Source organism: Streptococcus parasalivarius (genome assembly GCF_054785155.1).
Map to the genome: position 1 here is coordinate 156966 of NZ_BAABOB010000002.1, position 19667 is coordinate 176632.

17 protein-coding genes are annotated in these 19667 nt (G+C 32.8%); 13 read left to right on the forward strand and 4 right to left on the reverse strand.

Translation table 11 applies throughout. The features are described 5' to 3' along the window. The first annotated feature begins 267 nt into the window (after positions 1 to 267). From ACYVQ1_RS02915 to msr(D), 3 genes are all read left to right on the forward strand, one after another. Positions 268 to 438 carry a hypothetical protein gene (locus tag ACYVQ1_RS02915; RefSeq protein WP_000873143.1) on the forward strand — a complete coding sequence of 57 codons (171 nt, stop codon included), beginning with the start codon at positions 268 to 270 and terminating at the stop codon, positions 436 to 438. Between the two features lie 385 nt (positions 439 to 823). Further along, positions 824 to 2041 carry a macrolide efflux MFS transporter Mef(A) gene (gene mef(A), locus ACYVQ1_RS02920; RefSeq protein WP_000417519.1) on the forward strand — a complete coding sequence of 406 codons (1218 nt, stop codon included), beginning with the start codon at positions 824 to 826 and terminating at the stop codon, positions 2039 to 2041. 119 nt (positions 2042 to 2160) lie between these two features. Next, positions 2161 to 3624 (forward strand): ABC-F type ribosomal protection protein Msr(D), encoded by a 1464-nt coding sequence (gene msr(D), locus ACYVQ1_RS02925; RefSeq protein ID WP_000420313.1) that lies wholly within the window; start codon positions 2161 to 2163, stop codon positions 3622 to 3624. Between the two features lie 117 nt (positions 3625 to 3741). Here the strand turns inward: msr(D) and ACYVQ1_RS02930 are convergent, their stop codons facing one another. From ACYVQ1_RS02930 to ACYVQ1_RS02945, 4 genes are read right to left on the reverse strand one after another with little or no spacing between them, the layout of a single operon-like run. Beyond that, positions 3742 to 4041, reverse strand: a complete 300-nt coding sequence (locus tag ACYVQ1_RS02930) for a DUF5960 family protein (RefSeq protein WP_001072467.1) — start codon at positions 4039 to 4041, stop codon at positions 3742 to 3744. Then, a complete protein-coding gene (locus ACYVQ1_RS02935) occupies positions 4028 to 4396 on the reverse strand; it encodes a hypothetical protein (RefSeq protein WP_000567222.1) in 369 nt (122 codons plus the stop codon). The genes ACYVQ1_RS02930 and ACYVQ1_RS02935 overlap by 14 nt, the downstream gene beginning before the upstream one ends. 12 nt (positions 4397 to 4408) lie before the next feature. Further along, a complete protein-coding gene (locus tag ACYVQ1_RS02940) occupies positions 4409 to 4744 on the reverse strand; it encodes a DinB/UmuC family translesion DNA polymerase (protein ID WP_000806926.1) in 336 nt (111 codons plus the stop codon). Next, positions 4741 to 4986: a hypothetical protein gene (locus tag ACYVQ1_RS02945; protein WP_001813542.1), complete on the reverse strand. Its 246-nt coding sequence runs from the start codon at positions 4984 to 4986 to the stop codon at positions 4741 to 4743. The genes ACYVQ1_RS02940 and ACYVQ1_RS02945 overlap by 4 nt, the downstream gene beginning before the upstream one ends. Positions 4987 to 5396: 410 nt before the next feature. Between ACYVQ1_RS02945 and ACYVQ1_RS02950 the strand changes: the two genes are divergently transcribed. The 10 genes from ACYVQ1_RS02950 to xerS all read left to right on the forward strand — a co-directional run bounded on the left by ACYVQ1_RS02950 (position 5397) and on the right by xerS (position 19525). Continuing rightward, positions 5397 to 6026, forward strand: a complete 630-nt coding sequence (locus tag ACYVQ1_RS02950; RefSeq protein ID WP_225750359.1) for a TetR/AcrR family transcriptional regulator — start codon at positions 5397 to 5399, stop codon at positions 6024 to 6026. Positions 6027 to 6303: 277 nt separating this feature from the next. Further along, entirely contained in the window at positions 6304 to 7044 is a 741-nt protein-coding gene (locus ACYVQ1_RS02955) for an ABC transporter permease (RefSeq protein ID WP_461249764.1), read from the forward strand. Between the two features lie 135 nt (positions 7045 to 7179). Continuing rightward, positions 7180 to 7917 carry an ABC transporter ATP-binding protein gene (locus ACYVQ1_RS02960; RefSeq protein WP_461249857.1) on the forward strand — a complete coding sequence of 246 codons (738 nt, stop codon included), beginning with the start codon at positions 7180 to 7182 and terminating at the stop codon, positions 7915 to 7917. 2 nt (positions 7918 to 7919) lie between these two features. Beyond that, on the forward strand, positions 7920 to 9602 hold the full coding sequence (locus tag ACYVQ1_RS02965; protein WP_461249765.1) for an ABC transporter ATP-binding protein: 1683 nt from the start codon (positions 7920 to 7922) through the stop codon (positions 9600 to 9602). 743 nt (positions 9603 to 10345) lie between these two features. Further along, complete coding sequence (locus ACYVQ1_RS02970) at positions 10346 to 11605, forward strand: site-specific integrase (protein WP_461249766.1); 1260 nt, start codon at positions 10346 to 10348, stop codon at positions 11603 to 11605. Between the two features lie 12 nt (positions 11606 to 11617). After that, positions 11618 to 13471, forward strand: a complete 1854-nt coding sequence (locus ACYVQ1_RS02975) for a hypothetical protein (protein WP_461249767.1) — start codon at positions 11618 to 11620, stop codon at positions 13469 to 13471. Beyond that, positions 13468 to 15129, forward strand: coding sequence for a hypothetical protein (locus ACYVQ1_RS02980; protein ID WP_004252853.1), 1662 nt, complete (start codon positions 13468 to 13470; stop codon positions 15127 to 15129). Before ACYVQ1_RS02975 ends, ACYVQ1_RS02980 begins: the two co-directional genes overlap by 4 nt. Continuing rightward, entirely contained in the window at positions 15122 to 15847 is a 726-nt protein-coding gene (locus ACYVQ1_RS02985) for an MreC domain-containing protein (protein ID WP_003007349.1), read from the forward strand. Before ACYVQ1_RS02980 ends, ACYVQ1_RS02985 begins: the two co-directional genes overlap by 8 nt. Before the next feature lie 9 nt (positions 15848 to 15856). Next, the gene (locus ACYVQ1_RS02990; protein ID WP_461249768.1) at positions 15857 to 18133 is read left to right on the forward strand and encodes a zinc-ribbon domain-containing protein; all 2277 of its coding nucleotides are present in this window, start codon (positions 15857 to 15859) and stop codon (positions 18131 to 18133) included. A 321-nt stretch (positions 18134 to 18454) separates the two neighbouring features. Further along, complete coding sequence (gene xerS / locus ACYVQ1_RS02995) at positions 18455 to 19525, forward strand: tyrosine recombinase XerS (protein WP_070847814.1); 1071 nt, start codon at positions 18455 to 18457, stop codon at positions 19523 to 19525. The last annotated feature ends 142 nt before the right edge of the window (positions 19526 to 19667 follow it).

Here is a 19667-nt window from a genome sequence, read left to right on the forward strand (position 1 = left end):
TCTATTTCCATTTACCCTGTGGGTACGTGTTTGTTTCCATTGACAAGGAGTTTGTGGGAATAGAAATGTACCCACCTTGTTTGAATCAAGTGAAGTGTAGTTGAAGGAAATCTGTTGAAAGCAATACTTCATTTTACCGAATAAGTAATAATTTAGGCAACTTCAAATCGATTAAAAAAAACTATTTTAAAGGTTAAGAGTAGACAAAAATTGTCCACTCTTTTTTGCAAACTCAATTTATCAATAAATGAAATGAGGGAATGTAAAATGAAATATTTTGAGGTTGAGTTAGAAAATCCTGATGAATTTTTAAAACTACAAACAGAAGATTTTGTGAAAGCTAATCGCTTGCTACTAAGGAAGATAATCCAGAGCGTTACAGTCTATGAAGAAAACTTCGTCATATCCTTTAAATCTGGCATCGAATTGGAAGTATGAGTCTCATTCCATAACTTTTATATTGAACATATCATCTTGTTGTGTTATACTATAAATTGATATAAACAAAGATGTAGGAGGAACCGAAACTATGACAGCCTCAATGCGTTTAAGATAAGCTGGCAATAAAAAAAGCAGAATCTATACCCGATGATAGGCTTTTTTGTTGTGCTTATTTATACGATATTGAGCATTCATTAGTTACGGTGAGGATATTGGTTATTTAACTATACCTTTATTTAACTATGTCTTTAATATGAATGTTTCCAAATTGTATGTATGCAGACCAAAAGCCACATTGTGGGGTTTGGCCTGCATTTTTTATTGCCTAGAATGCTATTCAAAATAGAAATTCAAGCAAAATAATATGCAGGAGATAATATAAATGGAAAAATACAACAATTGGAAACGAAAATTTTATGCAATATGGGCAGGGCAAGCAGTATCATTAATCACTAGTGCCATCCTGCAAATGGCGATTATTTTTTACCTTACAGAAAAAACAGGATCTGCGATGGTCTTGTCTATGGCTTCATTAGTAGGTTTTTTACCCTATGCGATTTTGGGACCTGCCATTGGTGTGCTAGTGGATCGTCATGATAGGAAGAAGATAATGATTGGTGCCGATTTAATTATCGCAGCAGCTGGTGCAGTGCTTGCTATTGTTGCATTCTGTATGGAGCTACCTGTCTGGATGATTATGATAGTATTGTTTATCCGTAGCATTGGAACAGCTTTTCATACCCCAGCACTCAATGCGGTTACACCACTTTTAGTACCAGAAGAACAGCTAACGAAATGCGCAGGCTATAGTCAGTCTTTGCAGTCTATAAGCTATATTGTTAGTCCGGCAGTTGCAGCACTCTTATACTCCGTTTGGGATTTAAATGCTATTATTGCCATCGACGTATTGGGTGCTGTGATTGCATCTATTACGGTAGCAATTGTACGTATACCTAAGCTGGGTAATCAAGTGCAAAGTTTAGAACCAAATTTCATAAGGGAGATGAAAGAAGGAGTTGTGGTTCTGAGACAAAACAAAGGATTGTTTGCCTTATTACTCTTAGGAACACTATATACTTTTGTTTATATGCCAATCAATGCACTATTTCCTTTAATAAGCATGGAACACTTTAATGGAACGCCTGTGCATATTTCTATTACGGAAATTTCCTTTGCATTTGGGATGCTAGCAGGAGGCTTATTATTAGGAAGATTAGGGGGCTTCGAAAAGCATGTATTACTAATAACAAGTTCATTTTTTATAATGGGGACCAGTTTAGCCGTTTCGGGAATACTTCCTCCAAATGGATTTGTAATATTCGTAGTTTGCTGTGCAATAATGGGGCTTTCGGTGCCATTTTATAGCGGTGTGCAAACAGCTCTTTTTCAGGAGAAAATTAAGCCTGAATATTTAGGACGTGTATTTTCTTTGATCGGAAGTATCATGTCACTTGCTATGCCAATTGGGTTAATTCTTTCTGGATTCTTTGCTGATAAAATCGGTGTAAATCATTGGTTTTTACTATCAGGTATTTTAATTATTGGCATTGCTATAGTTTGCCAAATGATAACTGAGGTTAGAAAATTAGATTTAAAATAAACAATATTGGAGGAATATTTATGTATCTTATTTTCATGTAACTCTTCCTGCTAAAATCGCAGGGTTTTCCCTGCATACAAGCAAATGAAAGCATGCGATTATAGACAGGAGGAAATGTTATGGAATTAATATTAAAAGCAAAAGACATTCGTGTGGAATTCAAAGGACGCGATGTTTTAGATATAAATGAATTAGAAGTATATGATTATGACCGTATTGGTTTAGTAGGAGCAAATGGTGCTGGAAAAAGCACTTTACTCAGGGTACTTTTAGGAGAATTAACTCCCCCAGGATGTAAAATGAATCGTCTGGGTGAACTTGCCTATATTCCCCAGTTGGACGAAGTAACTCTGCAGGAGGAAAAAGATTTTGCACTTGTAGGCAAGCTAGGTGTTGAGCAATTAAATATACAGACTATGAGCGGTGGTGAAGAAACAAGGCTTAAAATAGCACAGGCCTTATCGGCACAGGTTCATGGTATTTTAGCGGATGAACCTACGAGCCATTTAGACCGTGAAGGAATTGATTTTCTAATAGGACAGCTAAAATATTTTACAGGTGCACTGTTAGTTATTAGCCATGACCGCTATTTTCTTGATGAAATAGTAGATAAAATATGGGAACTGAAAGATGGCAAAATCACTGAGTATTGGGGAAACTATTCTGATTATCTTCGTCAGAAAGAGGAAGAACGTAAGAGCCAAGCTGCAGAATACGAACAATTTATTGCGGAACGTGCCCGATTGGAAAGGGCTGCGGAGGAAAAGCGAAAACAGGCTCGTAAAATAGAACAGAAGGCAAAAGGTTCTTCAAAGAAAAAAAGTACTGAAGACGGAGGGCGTTTAGCTCATCAAAAATCAATAGGAAGTAAGGAAAAAAAGATGTATAATGCTGCTAAAACCCTAGAGCACAGGATTGCGGCCTTAGGAAAAGTAGAAGCTCCGGAAGGCATTCGCAGAATTCGTTTCAGGCAAAGTAAAGCATTGGAGCTCCATAATCCATACCCTATAGTCGGTGCAGAAATTAATAAAGTATTTGGGGATAAGGCTCTGTTTGAAAATGCATCTTTTCAAATTCCGTTAGGAGCAAAAGTGGCGTTAACTGGTGGTAATGGAATCGGAAAAACAACTTTAATCCAAATGATCTTAAACCATGAAGAAGGAATTTCTATTTCGCCTAAGGCAAAAATAGGTTACTTTGCACAGAATGGTTACAAGTACAACAGTAATCAGAATGTTATGGAGTTTATGCAGAAGGATTGTGACTACAATATATCAGAAATTCGTTCAGTGCTAGCATCTATGGGGTTCAAACAGAACGATATTGGAAAAAGTTTATCTGTTTTAAGCGGTGGAGAAATTATAAAATTGTTGCTTGCTAAAATGCTCATGGGTAGATATAACATCCTAATAATGGATGAACCCAGTAACTTCCTTGACATACCAAGTTTAGAGGCTTTGGAAATACTAATGAAGGAGTACACCGGAACTATCGTGTTTATCACCCACGATAAACGATTACTCGAAAATGTAGCAGATGTAGTTTATGAAATTAGAGATAAGAAAATAAATCTGAAACATTAAATTTAAGGTAGTCGCTGGTCAGTATAGTCTGTTCTGGTTGGCGACTCCATTGTTAAAGAGTATAAAGACTTTAGATTTTATGAATATTAAAAATAGGAACAGTCAATTGAACTGCTCCTATTTTTCTGCTAAATATATTGTAGTTTTCTTATATGTATAATGATAGATTAGCGGATTCTCATCTACGGTACTTACTTCAAATATGAAGAAGTGATCGCGGTTATCTCTGGACTTTTCCTTATTGAGGACAAAGTAATTCTTACGTGAAGTCGCCATTGTTTTTAGGATATCATCAGTTAGGAAGGTCAATGGAATATTCATGTTAGAGTAGCGGTAGAAGTCACGTTCAAAATCTTGGTAGCTCTCGCTATAATAGTCCATTTGTAGGTGATTACGCTGAAACTCAAGCTGATTCATAGAGCACCTCCTCGACAAGTTCAATACTAATAATGTCTTTTAATTTCAAATTGATGTGACCTGTTGTAGTTTTTATCAAAATGAAATCTTTGGTCAGACTTGGTATTGTTCCAGTGTAGGAAACACGCTTGTTTTTTTCAATCACTTGAATGCGTGTGCGTAGCTGCCCGGCGTATACTTGACTGAGGAGTAATAATTTCTTCTCTAGTGATAAGTCAGACATGTACGTTACTTTGTTTGTATCATCAGAGAGTGCTGATGCATGTTCAGATAGGAAAAAGCCCATCCATTTTTGCATCTTTGTATCCTGGTACTCTCTTGCTGATTGAAATGGTAAATATGAACGGTCAATCATATCAAATCCTTTCTATGCAGAGGCAAGGGTATTTTTATCAAATTGAATCGTAAAACCTTGAATTCCCCCACCTGTGTAACATTCTTTAAAGCGATTGATTACCTCAGTATAGATTATCACAGATGAGCTTGTTGGCTTAATGCTAAATGTAAATTCCAATGGTAATCGGTTTTCAGATTTAGCATGTACTAGTCGTATCGATATTTCAGTTGTTTTGAGTTTTCTCTGACGAAGTTTTGAAGTTGCTGTTTCAACGATTCCATGTAAAAATCTTTCAAGCATTTCAATATCATTACATCCTTTGCTACGGATTTCTGAAAATTGTACTGTATTTTTTTCTTGTTTCATTTTAATCCCTCCAATCCACCCGCGGAATGACCACCGATAAGTTTACTGCGTTCAATATTTCTGGAACCTTCAGTTAGGACGGTTCCTTTTTGTATGGCTAAAAAACCAAACTGTTCTCTGACAACATCAATAGCTGTCTGAAGTCTATTATCTTTTTCAATTTGTTCTACATCATCAAAGAGTGATAGTAGAGTATAGCTTTCATCTACGAAGCCACTATAAGATACACCAATTTGTCTCACTGCACCAGAGGTGTATTTTTTCGGAATAATACAAGTACATGACTCACCATTGTTTTGGGGAGATTTGCGGGTTCAATTTTATTCTGAGCATTTATAGATTTTTTCATCTCAGTCCTAGAATAGCCAATATGAATAGAAACGACAGTAGTCAATACTAGGGCTACTGTTCCGTTCCACAGTATCATTTAAAAATCATTTTCACACCCTTTCGTCTATTAGTATAGAAGAAAGCTCTCAGCACATGTTGAGTGTGTATCTTTGCTGGTAAAAGCTTAGAAACCTTGTAGCGAAGTAATAATGAAAAGCCTTTATTGTAAAGGTTTTTCATATTCCAATAAAGAACTTGACATTATTAGTTACTTCCACTACAATAGAATTACATACCATTGGTATGATAGAAAGGAACAAAAATGGCAAGGAATAGAAACTCACATGAAACTAGAAAAAAAATACTAGAGGTCTCTAAAAATCTATTTTTAGAAAAAGGATTTGATAATACATCAATACAAGATATCATAGATGGATTAGGTGGATTAACAAAAGGTGTTATCTATCATCATTTTGAGTCTAAATATGATATACTGCAAACAATCATTAGCGAAAATAATCAAGAAATTTTAAATTATAATTGGAGAGGAAATACTGGATTAGAAAAGATACAAAATTCTTTGATGGACTCTTTCTCTAATTTTGAACACCAAAGGCTCGTTTACTCTGCCTCAATCATGCTAAGAAGTCCACGTTTGTTAGGAGAGCAGTATCTAGGTCTATTTTCTGATTTTTTACCCGAAATTAGAGAAAAGGTTTACGAAGGAGTTGAAGATGGGTCTATTAAAACAGAATATCCAGAAGAGCTAGCAGATTTAATTGTTTTATCTCTAAATATTTGGATTGGTTTTCAAATTTCCGTTTTTTCATTAGTAGAATTAAAGCGTAAAATGAATTTCATTAAACTTACTTTTGAAGGTCTAGGGGTACAGTTAATTTCTGATGAAATGATGGAGGTGATTTTCAACTTATTTGATCACTTAAAAAAATAGTAAATAAGTAGTCGCATGGCATTCATGTTAATACTAATTTCTATTTATGTGTTATCAATTCAATAAATTATCTTACATAATTTATAGTTAAAAAATAACATACTTTAAGTGTGTTATTAAAAATCCATTATACATACCGAAGGTATGTTTGTTTTTAGTATATACATACCGATAGTATGTATAGTAACATTGTCTGAAGAATAAGCTTATTTTTAAATATTTGTCGAGATTAGTCTGAATAGTTTATTCTTTATTTACGCTTTGGAGGAAATAATCTATGTTGTCGCTTATTAAAATTGAATTAAATAAAGTTTCTAAATCTAAATTATTTTTAGCCTGGTTGTGTACTATATTTATAGTGTTAGGTATTACAGCAATCATTATTATGGGTTTAAGTACTGACAATAAACTAGGAGAATTCACTGGACAGGATTCTAATGTTATTAGAGTTACTGGTAAATGGGAAGGTTGGGCAATTGTAGCTTCATTGTTTTCATCTTTATTTACAAAAGCAGCATTTTTGATTTTCGAATCTTATTTATTGTCTACGATTATTATTGATGAATTTAAACGAAGAACAATTTTTCAGTTGTTTTCTTACCCTATTTCTAAAATAAAGTTACTATGGGGAAAAATTCTTTCAGTCATTTTAATAGCATTTATTGCACATTTTTCTGCACATTTAGTGATTCAATTATTCATTAGATTCATGGCTGTTGTAACTGAATCTAGTTATATCCCTATAGCTAGTCAATTAATTAACTTAGCTGGAATAACGTTTGCAACAGTACTAATAGGGTTACTACCATTCGTTTTAGGTATGATTAAACATTCAACAGCTATAACAATGCTTTCAGGACTTGGTTTAGCAGCATTACTTTCAAATGTAAGTCCAGGAAGTTTATCTAATAATATTACTGATAACTTATTCTTTTTGATATTTGCAAGTTTCATAAGTTTAATGATTACTTCATTTTCAATTTTTAATATTTCAAGACAAGATATTAGTATCAAGTAGCATACCTGAGTTTAATTGAAAGAAAGTGAGAATTCCTTGATGATTTCTATAAAAAAAGAGACTGTATAAGTTAGTATTTATGCTCCGGGAGAAAAATTCTTGCGTTTAAAGTTAGATATAGAAAGAGAGATAGAAATGAGAAATATTGTTGAAATAAAAGAAGTTTTTAAAACAATTGATAAAGAAGAAATTTTAAGTGGTATCAACCTTCAAATTGCTGAAGGAGAAATCTATGGTTTTTTAGGACCGAATGGTGCTGGAAAAACAACGTTAATGAAATGTATGTTATCCTTATCAACAATTACATCAGGTAGTATTGAAATTTTTGGGAAAAATCTACAAGAACACAGAGAAGAAATATTAAGTCAGATTGGAAGTATTATTGAATCACCAATTTTTTATGATAATTACACTGCAAAAGAAATTTTGGAAATTCACGCTCAGTATATGGGGAAAAATATTATTGAATCAGATATAATAAGAGCCTTAAGAATGGTCGGATTAAAGAATACGACTAAAAAAGTAAAAGAATTTTCGTTAGGAATGAGGCAAAGGCTCGGTTTAGCTCGTGCCTTTCTAACAAAACCTAAATTGTTAATTTTAGATGAGCCAATCAATGGTTTAGATCCAATAGGAATTCAAGAAATTCGAAATCTTTTGTTGTCGCTTTCTAAGGAGCATGGAATTACAATACTAATATCGAGTCATATATTATCGGAAATTTCACAGATAGCAGATAAAATTGGTTTTATCAAAAATGGAGAAATTGTAGAACAGGTCTCTATGAAAGAGATTAGGAGAGAGAATATTAACTTAGAAGAATATTTTATGTCTCATTTTCTAAATGAAATTAAGAATTATGAGGTAGATTAAGGATGAAACAATTGATAAAGAATCATCAGAAGGCTTTTTATGCTTTCATGATATTTAATATACTGGTACCTTTAACTAATATTGCTTTTGCTTATTCTATTAAAGGTATTATTGATAGTGGTATGTCCCAAAATGAAGATGCCTTAACTCAAGCGGTACTAGTAGGAGCTAGTGTTATTTTCATCTATGCAGGACTGAACTTTATATCTCTTCGATTGAGAAATAAACTTGTTAGGCAAATCATGTCAAGATACAAAAACAAGGTGTTCCAATCTATTTTAGATAGCGATTATAGAGACTTTTCTAAAGAAAAATCAGGAAAGTTTATTTCTGTATTAACCGAAAATATGAAGAAAATCGAGCAAGATTATCTACACCAGTATTTTAATATTTCAAAAAACCTTTCCTTAATGATTTTTTCACTCCTAGCTATGTTTATAGGTAATTGGTTTTTGACCTTATTAGTAATCATTGCTAGCATTATTCCAATGATGATATCAGGATTTATTGGGCAAAAATCAGCTTCACTTCAAAAAAGAGCTATGATTGCCGAACAGAAGTATTTAGCTAAGGTTAAAGATATTTTAGCAGGATTTCTGGTTATTAAAAGTTTTAATGTGAAAGAGGCTATCCGTCAAGATTACAGAAATGAAAGCGAAAAATTGGATGAGATATATTTTATGAAAGGAAAATTTGATGTCTTAGCTAATGTTATTTCGCAACTTTCGGGGATGATTGTTTTTTTAGTAGCCTTTGGTGGAGGAATGTATCTTGTTTTTAATGGCTATACCACAATTGGAAGTGTAACAGCTATTGTTCAACTGGTCAATTTTGTAGTAATGCCACTAAATGAAGTTGGTATGGGAATGAGTAAATTCCGTGAAGGTCAGGCAATACTAGATGCATTTGAGGTAAAAGATGTAATCGAACTTCAAACTGGTAAAACGAAAGAATATTTCGATGATGTTATTTCTTTTTCAAATATAGATTTTTCTTATCCTAATACTGAAGAAAAGATTTTTAATCATTTATCTTTGAAGGTTCAAAAAGGGGAAAAAATTGCAATTGTAGGAATGTCAGGGAGTGGAAAATCAACTTTGCTCAATCTATTGCTGCGTTTTTATGATGTAACAAGTGGACATATTTCAATTGATAATCAAGATATACAAGCTATTTCAGCAGAGAGTCTTTATAACTTGATGACGATTGTTCAGCAAGATGTTTATATCTTTGATGATACTTTAAGAGCAAATATTACTCTTAATCAATCCTTCACTGATGAGGAAATAAAGAAAACTGTACAGCAGTCAGGTTTAGAAAGTTATGTTTTAGAAAATGAATTAGGTCTACAAGCTTTATGTGGAGAGAATGGATCAAATTTATCTGGCGGACAAAAACAAAGAGTTAGTATTGCGCGCGCCTTGATTCGAAAAACACCAATCTTATTATTGGATGAGGCTACTTCATCTTTGGATAATCAAGTAACTACTGAAATTGAAAGTTCAATCTTGGATATTCAAAATTTGACTGCACTTGTAGTAACCCACAAGTTGAATGAGAACATTTTGAAAAAATACGATAGAATTCTCTTTATGAAAGATGGCGTTATTGTTGAAGATGGTTCTTTCAGTGATTTGATGGATAGGAGAGGTGAGTTTTATAAGTTGTTTGAGTTGAGTGTGTAATTCTCTTTCATTTTATTTTATAGTATAATTTTATAAAACACTTTATCACTTTCGTTCTATAATATAGAAGCTTGCTAGCACCACATGAGGAGAAATAATGAGGGATATTATCAGTTGAATAAGTAAGAGTATAATCTACATCTCCAAAGTAGGAGTGGCTAGTTCCAGCAGAAAGACCTTCATAGGTTTTATAACTGAATAGATCGACTTACTTTGTTGTCGAATTTTTCCTGTTCTTCAAGTAATTCTAAGGAATAGACGAAAACTTTAAAATCAAATAAGCTAAAAACGCTCTAAAATCATTAAATTGACATAAAAGTGTTTTTTATTGTCAAAATATACAATTGAAAAAATTTCCAGTTTTTTTAAAATCACTTTCTTAGATGACAATTTAATCAAAATATGATATAATACAGAAAAAGTAAAATAACAAAAGTAACTTACAGAAGTAAAAGAAAAAAAGTAAATAGATAGCCACGGCGGATATTCCTTTCATCGTTTAGAAGGAGTTGCTGTGGTTATCGTTGTTGCTGAGCTAATTAATTGCTCTTATTACTTAGATGAAGTTACTTTTATTATTGAATTAATTTGAATAATAATAACGATCAATGAAAGTACTCATCGATATTCCCTTTATGCAGTTTAGAGCACAAAGGAAAATAGTACTGATTTGATCGTTTTTTTCTGTATTGACATCATAAAACACAGTAAGAACCTTCAGTCATAATAAACAAGGAGGTAACATGAGATTTGTTGTATATAAACATTCGCTGATTCTAGGTGATAATAATATCGTTACAAAGCAATTGATTGCACTCAAACATGATGATGGCACATTACAATTCACTCATTTTCATAGATATGTAAAATCTTCCGCAAAAATTAAGTCTATCTCAGACGATGGCAACAAACGTTTTTCATATGTTGTTAAGTTTTTGAACTATATATTTGGAACAGTTGGGGTAAATAATCTTGATCAACTAACTTTTGAAATGGTCAAGGAATTTTTTACGCTTTATGGTTTAGCACAATTGCCTGAAGATAGAACAAATAGAAAGAAAAGTACAGTCGAAAAATGTGTAAATGCCGTTCTTGATTTTTTAACTCTATACTTGAATGAGCGAAAAGGGAAGGCTAAATTGAAGCCAAAAGACCTTTATTCTATCAATACGTTCACTAATAGACGAGGTAGAGTCATCAAAAGAAAAGAGTTGAATTTTGAGGTATTTGTTGATGGAGGCAACACACAGAAGTCAATTTTTAGGGATATGCCAAACAGCGCCTTTGAAATGCTTTTTGCTCACATTGCTCAATATCACAAGGATTTACTTATGGTTGTTGCTTTGGGAGCATTTGTTGGTTTAAGACCATCAGAAGCTTGTAATGTAAGGCGTGAAGATAGCCCTTTGGGGGCAGGTATCATATTTCACCAAAGTGATAATCAAGTATTTAAAATTGAGATTGATCTGCGAAAAGAAATGCCCCTTAGAAGCGATTTAAAGCCAACTGGACGAATTAAAAAGGAAAGACTTCAAGCTGTACCTTATATCTTCTTAGAGGTCTTTTTAGACACCTACAATGACTATATGAGCTACCTAGAAGGTAAAAGGTATGAGAGAGATTATGGTCCATTAAACCTTAACAAGCAAGGGAAAGCATTGTCATACGATGTGTACTATCAACGATTTCGTAAGATTATTCGCGAAGAAATGATTCCAATATTTCTTAAATCTGATGACCCAGAGGTTGTCTTTTTTGGTCAACTCTTGCAAGAAAATAATATTTCACCCCATATCTTTAGGCACTGGTACACCACACAATTGGTTTTGTCAGGTGTTAATGAAGTTAGTGAACTGATGTCTGCTAGAGGGGACAATTCACCAGAAAGTGCTTGGGTTTATTTACAAAATAAAGGAGAAATTGCAAAACAATATGGTCAGGTTAATAATGGTGTTTTTGAATATATGAACTGGCAAGCAGAAAAATTGTTTGGAGAAGATTAAAAGGAGTAGCTATTGGTAGTAGATTTAAAAAATTATCTTGAAAGAATATTAGTCGAGTTAGGTGCTGCTACAATAAAACACCGTGAGAAAGTCAGTGGATTCTTACTAGACAATGAATGGTTTGGTGTGTCTATAAATCATGATGATTATACTATTTCTGAAAAAGATGCTGAAGTTCTTAAAAATCACATCAAAGACTATCTAACAACACCTCCTGGAATTAAGAGTATGGAAGGAATCTTTTCAAAAAAATTTCCTTCTACAAGTGAATTATTCGTACAATTTGCTGAAGAAGAAAAGCTGAGTGAAACAAATCGTTTCTATCTACTTGATTTTTTAGCATACTACTTAACAAAAGATTTGTTTCTATATAGTGATGCTGAAGTAGAGACCTTAGTAGAAGTAGCAACAGAAGTTCTTACGAAGTCACAAGGCAATATCATCATTCAATTTATTAAATGGCTACTCAATAAAGGCGTTACTCGTTATCGAGTAAGTTTTGAAATGACAAAGCGTTACACGATTGAGAGTGCAAATGGAGCGTATGAATTAGATGAATACCTTGAATTAATGTACTACCTATTCAACGAAAACTACATCATAAAAAATGATATGTTGTGTAAAGCAGCAAATTCAAAAAACTATGCAGATACATGGTTGTATCTAGGGTTACATTTTATTTGCGCACTAAGATCAACAGACTTAGAAAGATTAGGACATCCTAAATTAACAAGAGAACCATTAGAAGTTTTAGAAGCAGTAGTAGATGGAACTTGGAGTAGTAGTGAAGCTAGAAGGACTTTACTAAGTATTACAACAAGATTGACTTATTTAAACTTAACACCTAATAAAACCAAAAACGCTTCTAATGTTGCTCAGTTAAAGTTTCATGTCCCAGAAAGTTGTCAGGTTCTTATTGGAACGTTATTGGCTATCTGTGAGGCACATTTCCAACTTCAAATACCATACAATGCAGAAAATCCATTGATCAGACAAATTAAAACTTATGAAAAGATTACTAGTTATATGGGGGAGGAAATCGGAAATTTATTTTTAGAGCGTAACTTTAGTAGTCGTTCTGCAAACAAGTCCTACTTACAATCTGTCGCAATGTTAGCAGATGATGTTCTTGAAGAAAAGTCAGAACTGAATATTAAAGGTTATTTTCTAGCAGCATTAGCTCGTAGCCATAAAGGGGATTTTAATGAATTTGCACAAACTACAACAACGTATCTAAAAGATGCCCAACTCGGACAACTAAAACCTGAAATGGTTGCAAAAGAGCTATTTGAACGAGGCGTATTATCCATGATTCCGTCTATGCTCTTGACCATTGTAACTAGAGGAAAGTATAAAAAATTAAGTCCAAGCCAACAAACTCAAATGATTAAAAGTTTAGATTTAACGCCAATTGAAATTGAAAAAACGTTGGAATTGAGTATTAGGGCTGATTCACGTTCGCAACAAGCATTAAAAACTCTAGTTGAAAATAATGTTGATCCTGAACAATTACTGACGATCTGTCATCGAATTGGTAACGGAGAAGCTTTTTCTAAGCAAGAAGAGAGTATGTGTCTTTTATCTGCACTAGGGAAACTATGTCCCTATGATGACCGTCAGCATTGCGTCGGCTGTCAGTATGAATTACAAACAAAATCTACCTTGCTTTTGTTAATTGGTGAGTTTAATCGACTCAATAAACAATATCAAAAATTAAAGAATGAACTTGAACGAGGAAAGGTTCGAGCCATTCTTGAGAAGCAGATTAAACCATGTCTTACAGAAATGTTGCAAGCTTTATCAGAACAGTATGGCGAAGCTGTATTGTCTGATTATGAGGATATTATTAAGGAGTTAGTCAGTTGAATAATCAATCAAAATTATTTCGTAAAGTAAATGAAATTATCCTGTTTGATGACAATATGATTGAGAGCGCAAAAGAATGTTTTCAAGACTATGTTGAAAAAGGGATTATTCTAACCACCAATTTTGAAGAAAATAAATGGGAAACGACTAATGAATATTCTAACGTTAGCTTCATTTTTAACTTGAATAAATTCCAATATAAAAGGTTTTATGAACAAGTATTTCAATTATCTTTTGATGATTTTGTTACCTACTTAAAGAGTTTTATAGTGCTATCTATGGAACATCATGTTTTAATCACTCTCCAAGCCTTTTTAAGAGATATAAAGAAATTAGTCAGAGAACTAAAAGTGAACGAAGCCTTCTCATTAGCAAATATGAAGATTTCCAACCCCTCAGTATGTATAGATTTTCTTTCTACACTACCATGTTTAGAGAGTAACGAATTAACCCAACTGATTGAGCAACTAGATGAACTTTTAAATGTTAGTTATCAACTGAACACTAAAAAACAGCGAAAGTTAGCCCAATTTCAATCCTATTTTTTATTTAATGATATTTTAAACGACTATTGGGTTAAATCATTATTAGATGAGGAAAGATTGTTTTACTACCCTCTTTACTTATGGTGGCAAATAACAGCAGTAGTACCACTTAGACCAAGGGAGTTTTTGCTCACTCAGAGAAATTGTCTCACAGAAAAAGACGGAAAATATTACTTAACTCTCAGACGAAATAACTTAAAAGGAAAAGACAAGGGAGTATCCCATAAAATTTCAGAGGATTATTATTTAACAACTTACGAAGTACCATTTAAGCTTGCGAGTGAGATTTTAAATTATTTAGAGCTAACCAAAGACTTATCATCTACACAGTTAGATACCCTATTTGTGACAGACTCTCATTATCGGAAATGGAAACGTATTGCTAGTACTAAAAACCGTTTCTTGACGTACAGTAACTTAAATACAATTTTAAAATATTTCTTTAATGAGATTGTATCTCAACAGTATGGGTATTTTGTCCATCATATCAATTCCCCAAATCAATTAGACGATCATGAGATTAATTTCATTCATATTGGAGATACTAGACACATTGCAATGATCAATTTGATAGCAGAAGGAGCTAGTCCAGTAACAGCAATGCTCTTAGCTGGACATGATAGTATCACAACATCTTCACATTATTTTTCAAATCTGAGTCAGTTTATTGAATGTAGGAGCTATCAGCTTTATCGTAAATTAACAAACTCTCAAACGTCTTACGCTATAAGTAAAACTCAACATAAATACACCATTAATAAAAACTATGTTCCTCTTGATAATAAGGGCAGATGTTATTCACCTCGATTTGCGGAAGGTGATTATTCAGACTGTCTTAAAGTCATTAGCTCACATGCAGAGCTTGGTGCTTGTACTAGTTGTCCATTTTACAGAAAAGCTGGAAAAGATTATTTCTCTATGGATAAATCCTTTAAGAAATCAATCGACGAGGAAGCTTTAATTGTAGATGAGGCTATAAAAAGAGTTCGACAAGGAAAGGGGAATATAGAAGATATTGGTGAGGCATTATTAAAACTTAAAACAGTTAGTCATTCTTATCAAGAATATCTAACTGAAAAACATTTATCCTTACAGGAGTTCTCAAATGGCTAGAAAGAAGTATATTGATAATCAAGAATTGCTATTATTATTTGAACATTATTTACTGGAACATTGTTCGAATAATCCTAGACTATTCAAAATTCCACAGTTTGGAAATTACCTTAGAAGCAACGGATTTCCGCAGGTTGCAGACACAACGATTAGAAGAAACAAAGAATTTAGACAAGCCCTTAATGATAGATTGGAACTATTTGAAGACGACACTTATCAAACAGTTATAACGTATAAAACTCTAGATGTAGAACGTTTCTTAATGACCAATAGAACCCCTAAAGCAATCAAATCAGCATTGATGGAACTTAACAATTATTATAAAAGAGTTGTTGATGCAGCAATAGAATATAAGGAAGAAGCCAGTAAGCTCAAAACAAGAGTTTCAGAGTTGAAAAATGAGGTAGCACAACTTAATGAAAAAAATGCTGAAATAAAGGAGCAGACAGCGTTAAACAAAGAATTATTAGAGGAAAACAAAAAGTTAAGGAATCTTCTTAAAACTAGTTTGTATCCTGATATTGCGAATGAATTGTTAAAAGAAGAGGGCTTGTTAAAATCTGATCAGCAACTAGTAACTAAGAAGTATCTTAGTGAGAATGTTATTACTTCAGACACAAAAATATCTTTTGAAAAACATACTCATACTGAAAAGCAAACAAGCAAAAGTAAGATTTTGGAAATAAAAGACTTACTGGATAACAAGACTAAGTATTAGGAGGAGAAAATGTCAGACTTAATCACTGATTTTCCAGCCTTATTGAACTATTGGGACTTTGACAAGAATATCAAAATAGATGTAGAAAAAATAACAATTACCAGTAAAAAACACATTAACTGGAAATGTCCTACCTGTTCTTATGAATGGAAAGCAAGTACATCAAAATCTTATAAGAATATTCAAAATCATTCAAAAATCTGTCCTGTATGTGAGCTTGGAAAAGTGTTCATAAAAGGGGAAAACTCTATATCTGCAAGGATTCCTAACTTTCTAAGGTACATAAACTTTCATTATGAAAATATAGAAACCATTCAGGAAGAGATTGATAATTTATCTTTTTCTTCAAAGAGGTTATTTCACTTCAAATGTCCTACCTGTCATGTTGGTTGGAAAGATGTAGCAAACACTTCTAAATTAATCAATAAACATAATCAAGAGCTTATTCATGTCGGATGTAATGAAAGTACACATTTTGTACCTTACACTAAAGCATACCCTAATCTTCGGAAAATTTATCTTCCAGGGGAGCAAAACGATGTAGAGTTTAATGATTTGAAGTTAAGTGACAATGTTACAATCCCTAGAAATTGGAAATGCGACAAATGTGACCATATCTTTAAGTTGTCTATTGATCAGCTAATTTCAAGAATCAAAAGATATAGTTTCTATTGTACTAACTGTAAAGCTACATTCGATACCCCAATTAAAGTGAAAGCGAACCCCCTATTACATACAGATAGAAATCTTTTTAAGCAATTTATTCCAACTCATGTAAAAAGTAATATGATTGATAGTTTATCCAACATCTTAGTAAGATGGCAGTGTTTTAAATGTCATGGTCAATATGAATGTAGTGTTGTCAAAAGGCATCTTGAAGGCTGCCCTTATTGTGATAATAAATTGATGTTAAAAGGATATAATACTTTACAAGAAACTCATCCTTATTTAGAGAAATTTTGGGATAAAAGTAATGATAAACCTATTTCTGAATACTGGTATAAGTCTTCTAAATGCATAAATTGGAAATGCCCTTGCTGCAAAGTCAGTTTTTATTGTAGTCCAATTGAAATGATTTTAAGAACCGACTTAGAGAATAGTAATTTTCAAACTTGTCCTAATCGTTGTGATTGGGATACACTTGTTTTTAACAATGATATACTCTATAATTTCCCAAAATTACAGGAAGAATGGAGCGATAAAAATGGATTGCCTGTTCATTTAGCATTGAGCCACATTGAAACAAAAAAATATTGGTGGAAGTGTTCTGTTTGTCAAGGTGAATACCTTTGTTCAATTCCAATAAGAAAAGAAGTAATAGATAGCTGTCCATATTGTAATGATGAACAAGCATTAAAAGGTTATAATACAATTGCAGATACTTATCCTGAGTTGTGTGACCTTTGGAGTAGCAAGAATGTAGAAAAACCTGATGAGGTGACGAAATCGTCAGAAACCGAGAATAAAATATTTAATTGGATTTGTGATTGTTGTGATTTAGAATTTCAGGAGAGATTAGGGATTGTTCTAGGTGTGTTTACAAACAATAATTCTAATAGTCTCAATTCTATATGTCCTTACTGTAATAAAAGAATTCCTAAACCAAATGAAACACTAAGCTATGTTAAACCGTACTTAAACAATGAATGGGTAAAAGAACTGAATGGTGATATTGATACCTTCTTTTATGATTCAAATGCTTTAACCAATTGGATTTGTCGAAAATGTCACAGAAGTTTTAAAGCAAAAATTTCTGATCGCCACAAAAACGACCAATGTTGTCCATATTGTTCTTTTAAGAAGACTGCAAAAGGTTATAATGATCTTGAAACAACACATCCTTGGTTAATTAAAGAATGGTCATCATTAAATAAACAAGAAATGTCTTCAGTAAGGGCAAATTCAACATATAATGCATGGTGGAAATGCCCTGTATGTACTGGAGAATATCAGAAAGTTATTAAAGAAAAATTTTACAGAGAAAATTCTTGTCCATACTGTAGAAATCAAAAAGTATTAAAAGGATTTAACGATTTAGCAACAACGCAACAAAGTCTAATGAATGAGTGGGATTATCTAAATAACTCCTTGATAGTAAGTCCAACTGAAATTACAGAGTTGAGTATTCTGCCTGTATGGTGGATATGTCAAGAAAATCTTAATCACCGTTACAAAATTCAAGTAAAAGAAAGAATGGCATACAAAAAACGCAATAAAAGGTCGTGTTCTATTTGCAAAGGCCACAGAAGAAAGCAAGAACACTTTGTACAGTTTGAAAAAATATAGATAAATAAAAACACTCTAAATTTCATTAAATTGATATTAGAGTGTTTTTTTATTGTCAAAATGTACATTTGAAAATTTTTTAGTTTTCACTTAAATAAAGTACATTTTCAACTGAATTGAGAGTAGTAAAAAATTTCCAGTGTTCACTTAAATAAAGTACATAATTGAGTATAATTGGCTTAAAAAATTTTTTTGGTTATCGTCTTTATAAAGCCTCTAAGAGAAAATTTCCTATAACATCTTTCCGAAAAACTGTAATTTTCTTGAAAGAAAGATAAAGGTGTGATATACTTCTATTAAGTAATTTTGGAGAAAAAACAAATGAAACGTGAACTCTTACTCGAAAAAATTGAAGAATACAAATCTCTAATGCCCTGGTTTGTCTTGGAGTATTATCAGTCTAAACTATCGGTTCCATATTCTTTTACGACCTTATACGAATACCTTAAGGAATATAAACGCTTTTTTGACTGGGTGATTGACTCAGGTATTTCAGATGCTCATGATATTGCCTCAATTGACATCAAAACCCTGGAAAATCTAACTAAAAAAGACATGGAGTCATTTGTGCTCTATCTACGTGAACGTCCGTCCTTAAATACCTATTCCAAGAAACAGGGTGTTTCTCAAACAACCATTAACCGTACGCTTTCAGCTCTATCTAGTCTCTATAAGTATTTAACTGAGGAGGTTGAGGGTCCTGACGGTGAGCCATATTTCTATCGTAACGTCATGAAAAAAGTTTCTACTAAGAAAAAGAAAGAAACTCTAGCTGCGCGTGCTGAGAATATCAAGCAGAAACTTTTTCTAGGCGATGAAACCATGGAATTTCTTGATTATGTCGAAAATGAATACGAAGTTAAGCTCTCAAATCGCGCAAAATCTTCGTTTTACAAGAATAAAGAACGTGATTTAGCGATAATAGCCTTGCTACTGGCTTCAGGCGTTCGACTTTCTGAGGCTGTTAACCTGGACCTTAAAGATATCAATCTGAAAATGATGGTCATTGATGTTACTCGAAAAGGTGGCAAACGAGACTCAGTTAATGTAGCAAGTTTTGCAAAACCTTATCTTGAGAATTATCTTAGTATACGTGATAAACGCTATAAGGCTGAAAAGCAAGACCTTGCCCTATTTTTAACGGAATATCGAGGTGTTCCAAACCGTATTGATGCTTCAAGTATCGAAAAAATGGTTGCCAAATATTCTCAGGATTTCAAGATACGTGTGACTCCCCATAAACTACGACACACTCTGGCAACACGTCTTTATGATGCTACCAAGTCTCAAGTTTTAGTTAGCCACCAACTTGGCCATGCTTCCACTCAGGTCACTGATCTTTATACTCATATCGTCAATGATGAGCAAAAAAATGCTCTAGATAATTTATAATTACCCTAGTCTAACCATTCCTATTTGGAGTGGTTATTTTTTTAGTTTACATAAATTTAATTATGCTAAAACCATTTTATGGCCCTTCTTAAACATAACTAAATTTATGTAAAAATACACGCAAAAAACAAACTCTCCTTCA

What these genes read in the sequence shown, in the direction of transcription:
- ACYVQ1_RS02915 (WP_000873143.1), top strand. Translation starts at nt 268, where the DNA reads ATGAAATATTTTGAGGTTGAGTTAGAAAATCCTGATGAATTTTTAAAA.
- ACYVQ1_RS02930 (WP_001072467.1), bottom strand. Translation starts at nt 4,041, where the DNA reads ATGAATCAGCTTGAGTTTCAGCGTAATCACCTACAAATGGACTATTAT.
- ACYVQ1_RS02935 (WP_000567222.1), bottom strand. Translation starts at nt 4,396, where the DNA reads ATGATTGACCGTTCATATTTACCATTTCAATCAGCAAGAGAGTACCAG.
- ACYVQ1_RS02940 (WP_000806926.1), bottom strand. Translation starts at nt 4,744, where the DNA reads ATGAAACAAGAAAAAAATACAGTACAATTTTCAGAAATCCGTAGCAAA.
- ACYVQ1_RS02950 (WP_225750359.1), top strand. Translation starts at nt 5,397, where the DNA reads ATGGCAAGGAATAGAAACTCACATGAAACTAGAAAAAAAATACTAGAG.
- ACYVQ1_RS02955 (WP_461249764.1), top strand. Translation starts at nt 6,304, where the DNA reads ATGTTGTCGCTTATTAAAATTGAATTAAATAAAGTTTCTAAATCTAAA.
- ACYVQ1_RS02960 (WP_461249857.1), top strand. Translation starts at nt 7,180, where the DNA reads ATGAGAAATATTGTTGAAATAAAAGAAGTTTTTAAAACAATTGATAAA.
- ACYVQ1_RS02965 (WP_461249765.1), top strand. Translation starts at nt 7,920, where the DNA reads ATGAAACAATTGATAAAGAATCATCAGAAGGCTTTTTATGCTTTCATG.
- ACYVQ1_RS02970 (WP_461249766.1), top strand. Translation starts at nt 10,346, where the DNA reads ATGAGATTTGTTGTATATAAACATTCGCTGATTCTAGGTGATAATAAT.
- ACYVQ1_RS02985 (WP_003007349.1), top strand. Translation starts at nt 15,122, where the DNA reads ATGGCTAGAAAGAAGTATATTGATAATCAAGAATTGCTATTATTATTT.
- ACYVQ1_RS02990 (WP_461249768.1), top strand. Translation starts at nt 15,857, where the DNA reads ATGTCAGACTTAATCACTGATTTTCCAGCCTTATTGAACTATTGGGAC.
- xerS (WP_070847814.1), top strand. Translation starts at nt 18,455, where the DNA reads ATGAAACGTGAACTCTTACTCGAAAAAATTGAAGAATACAAATCTCTA.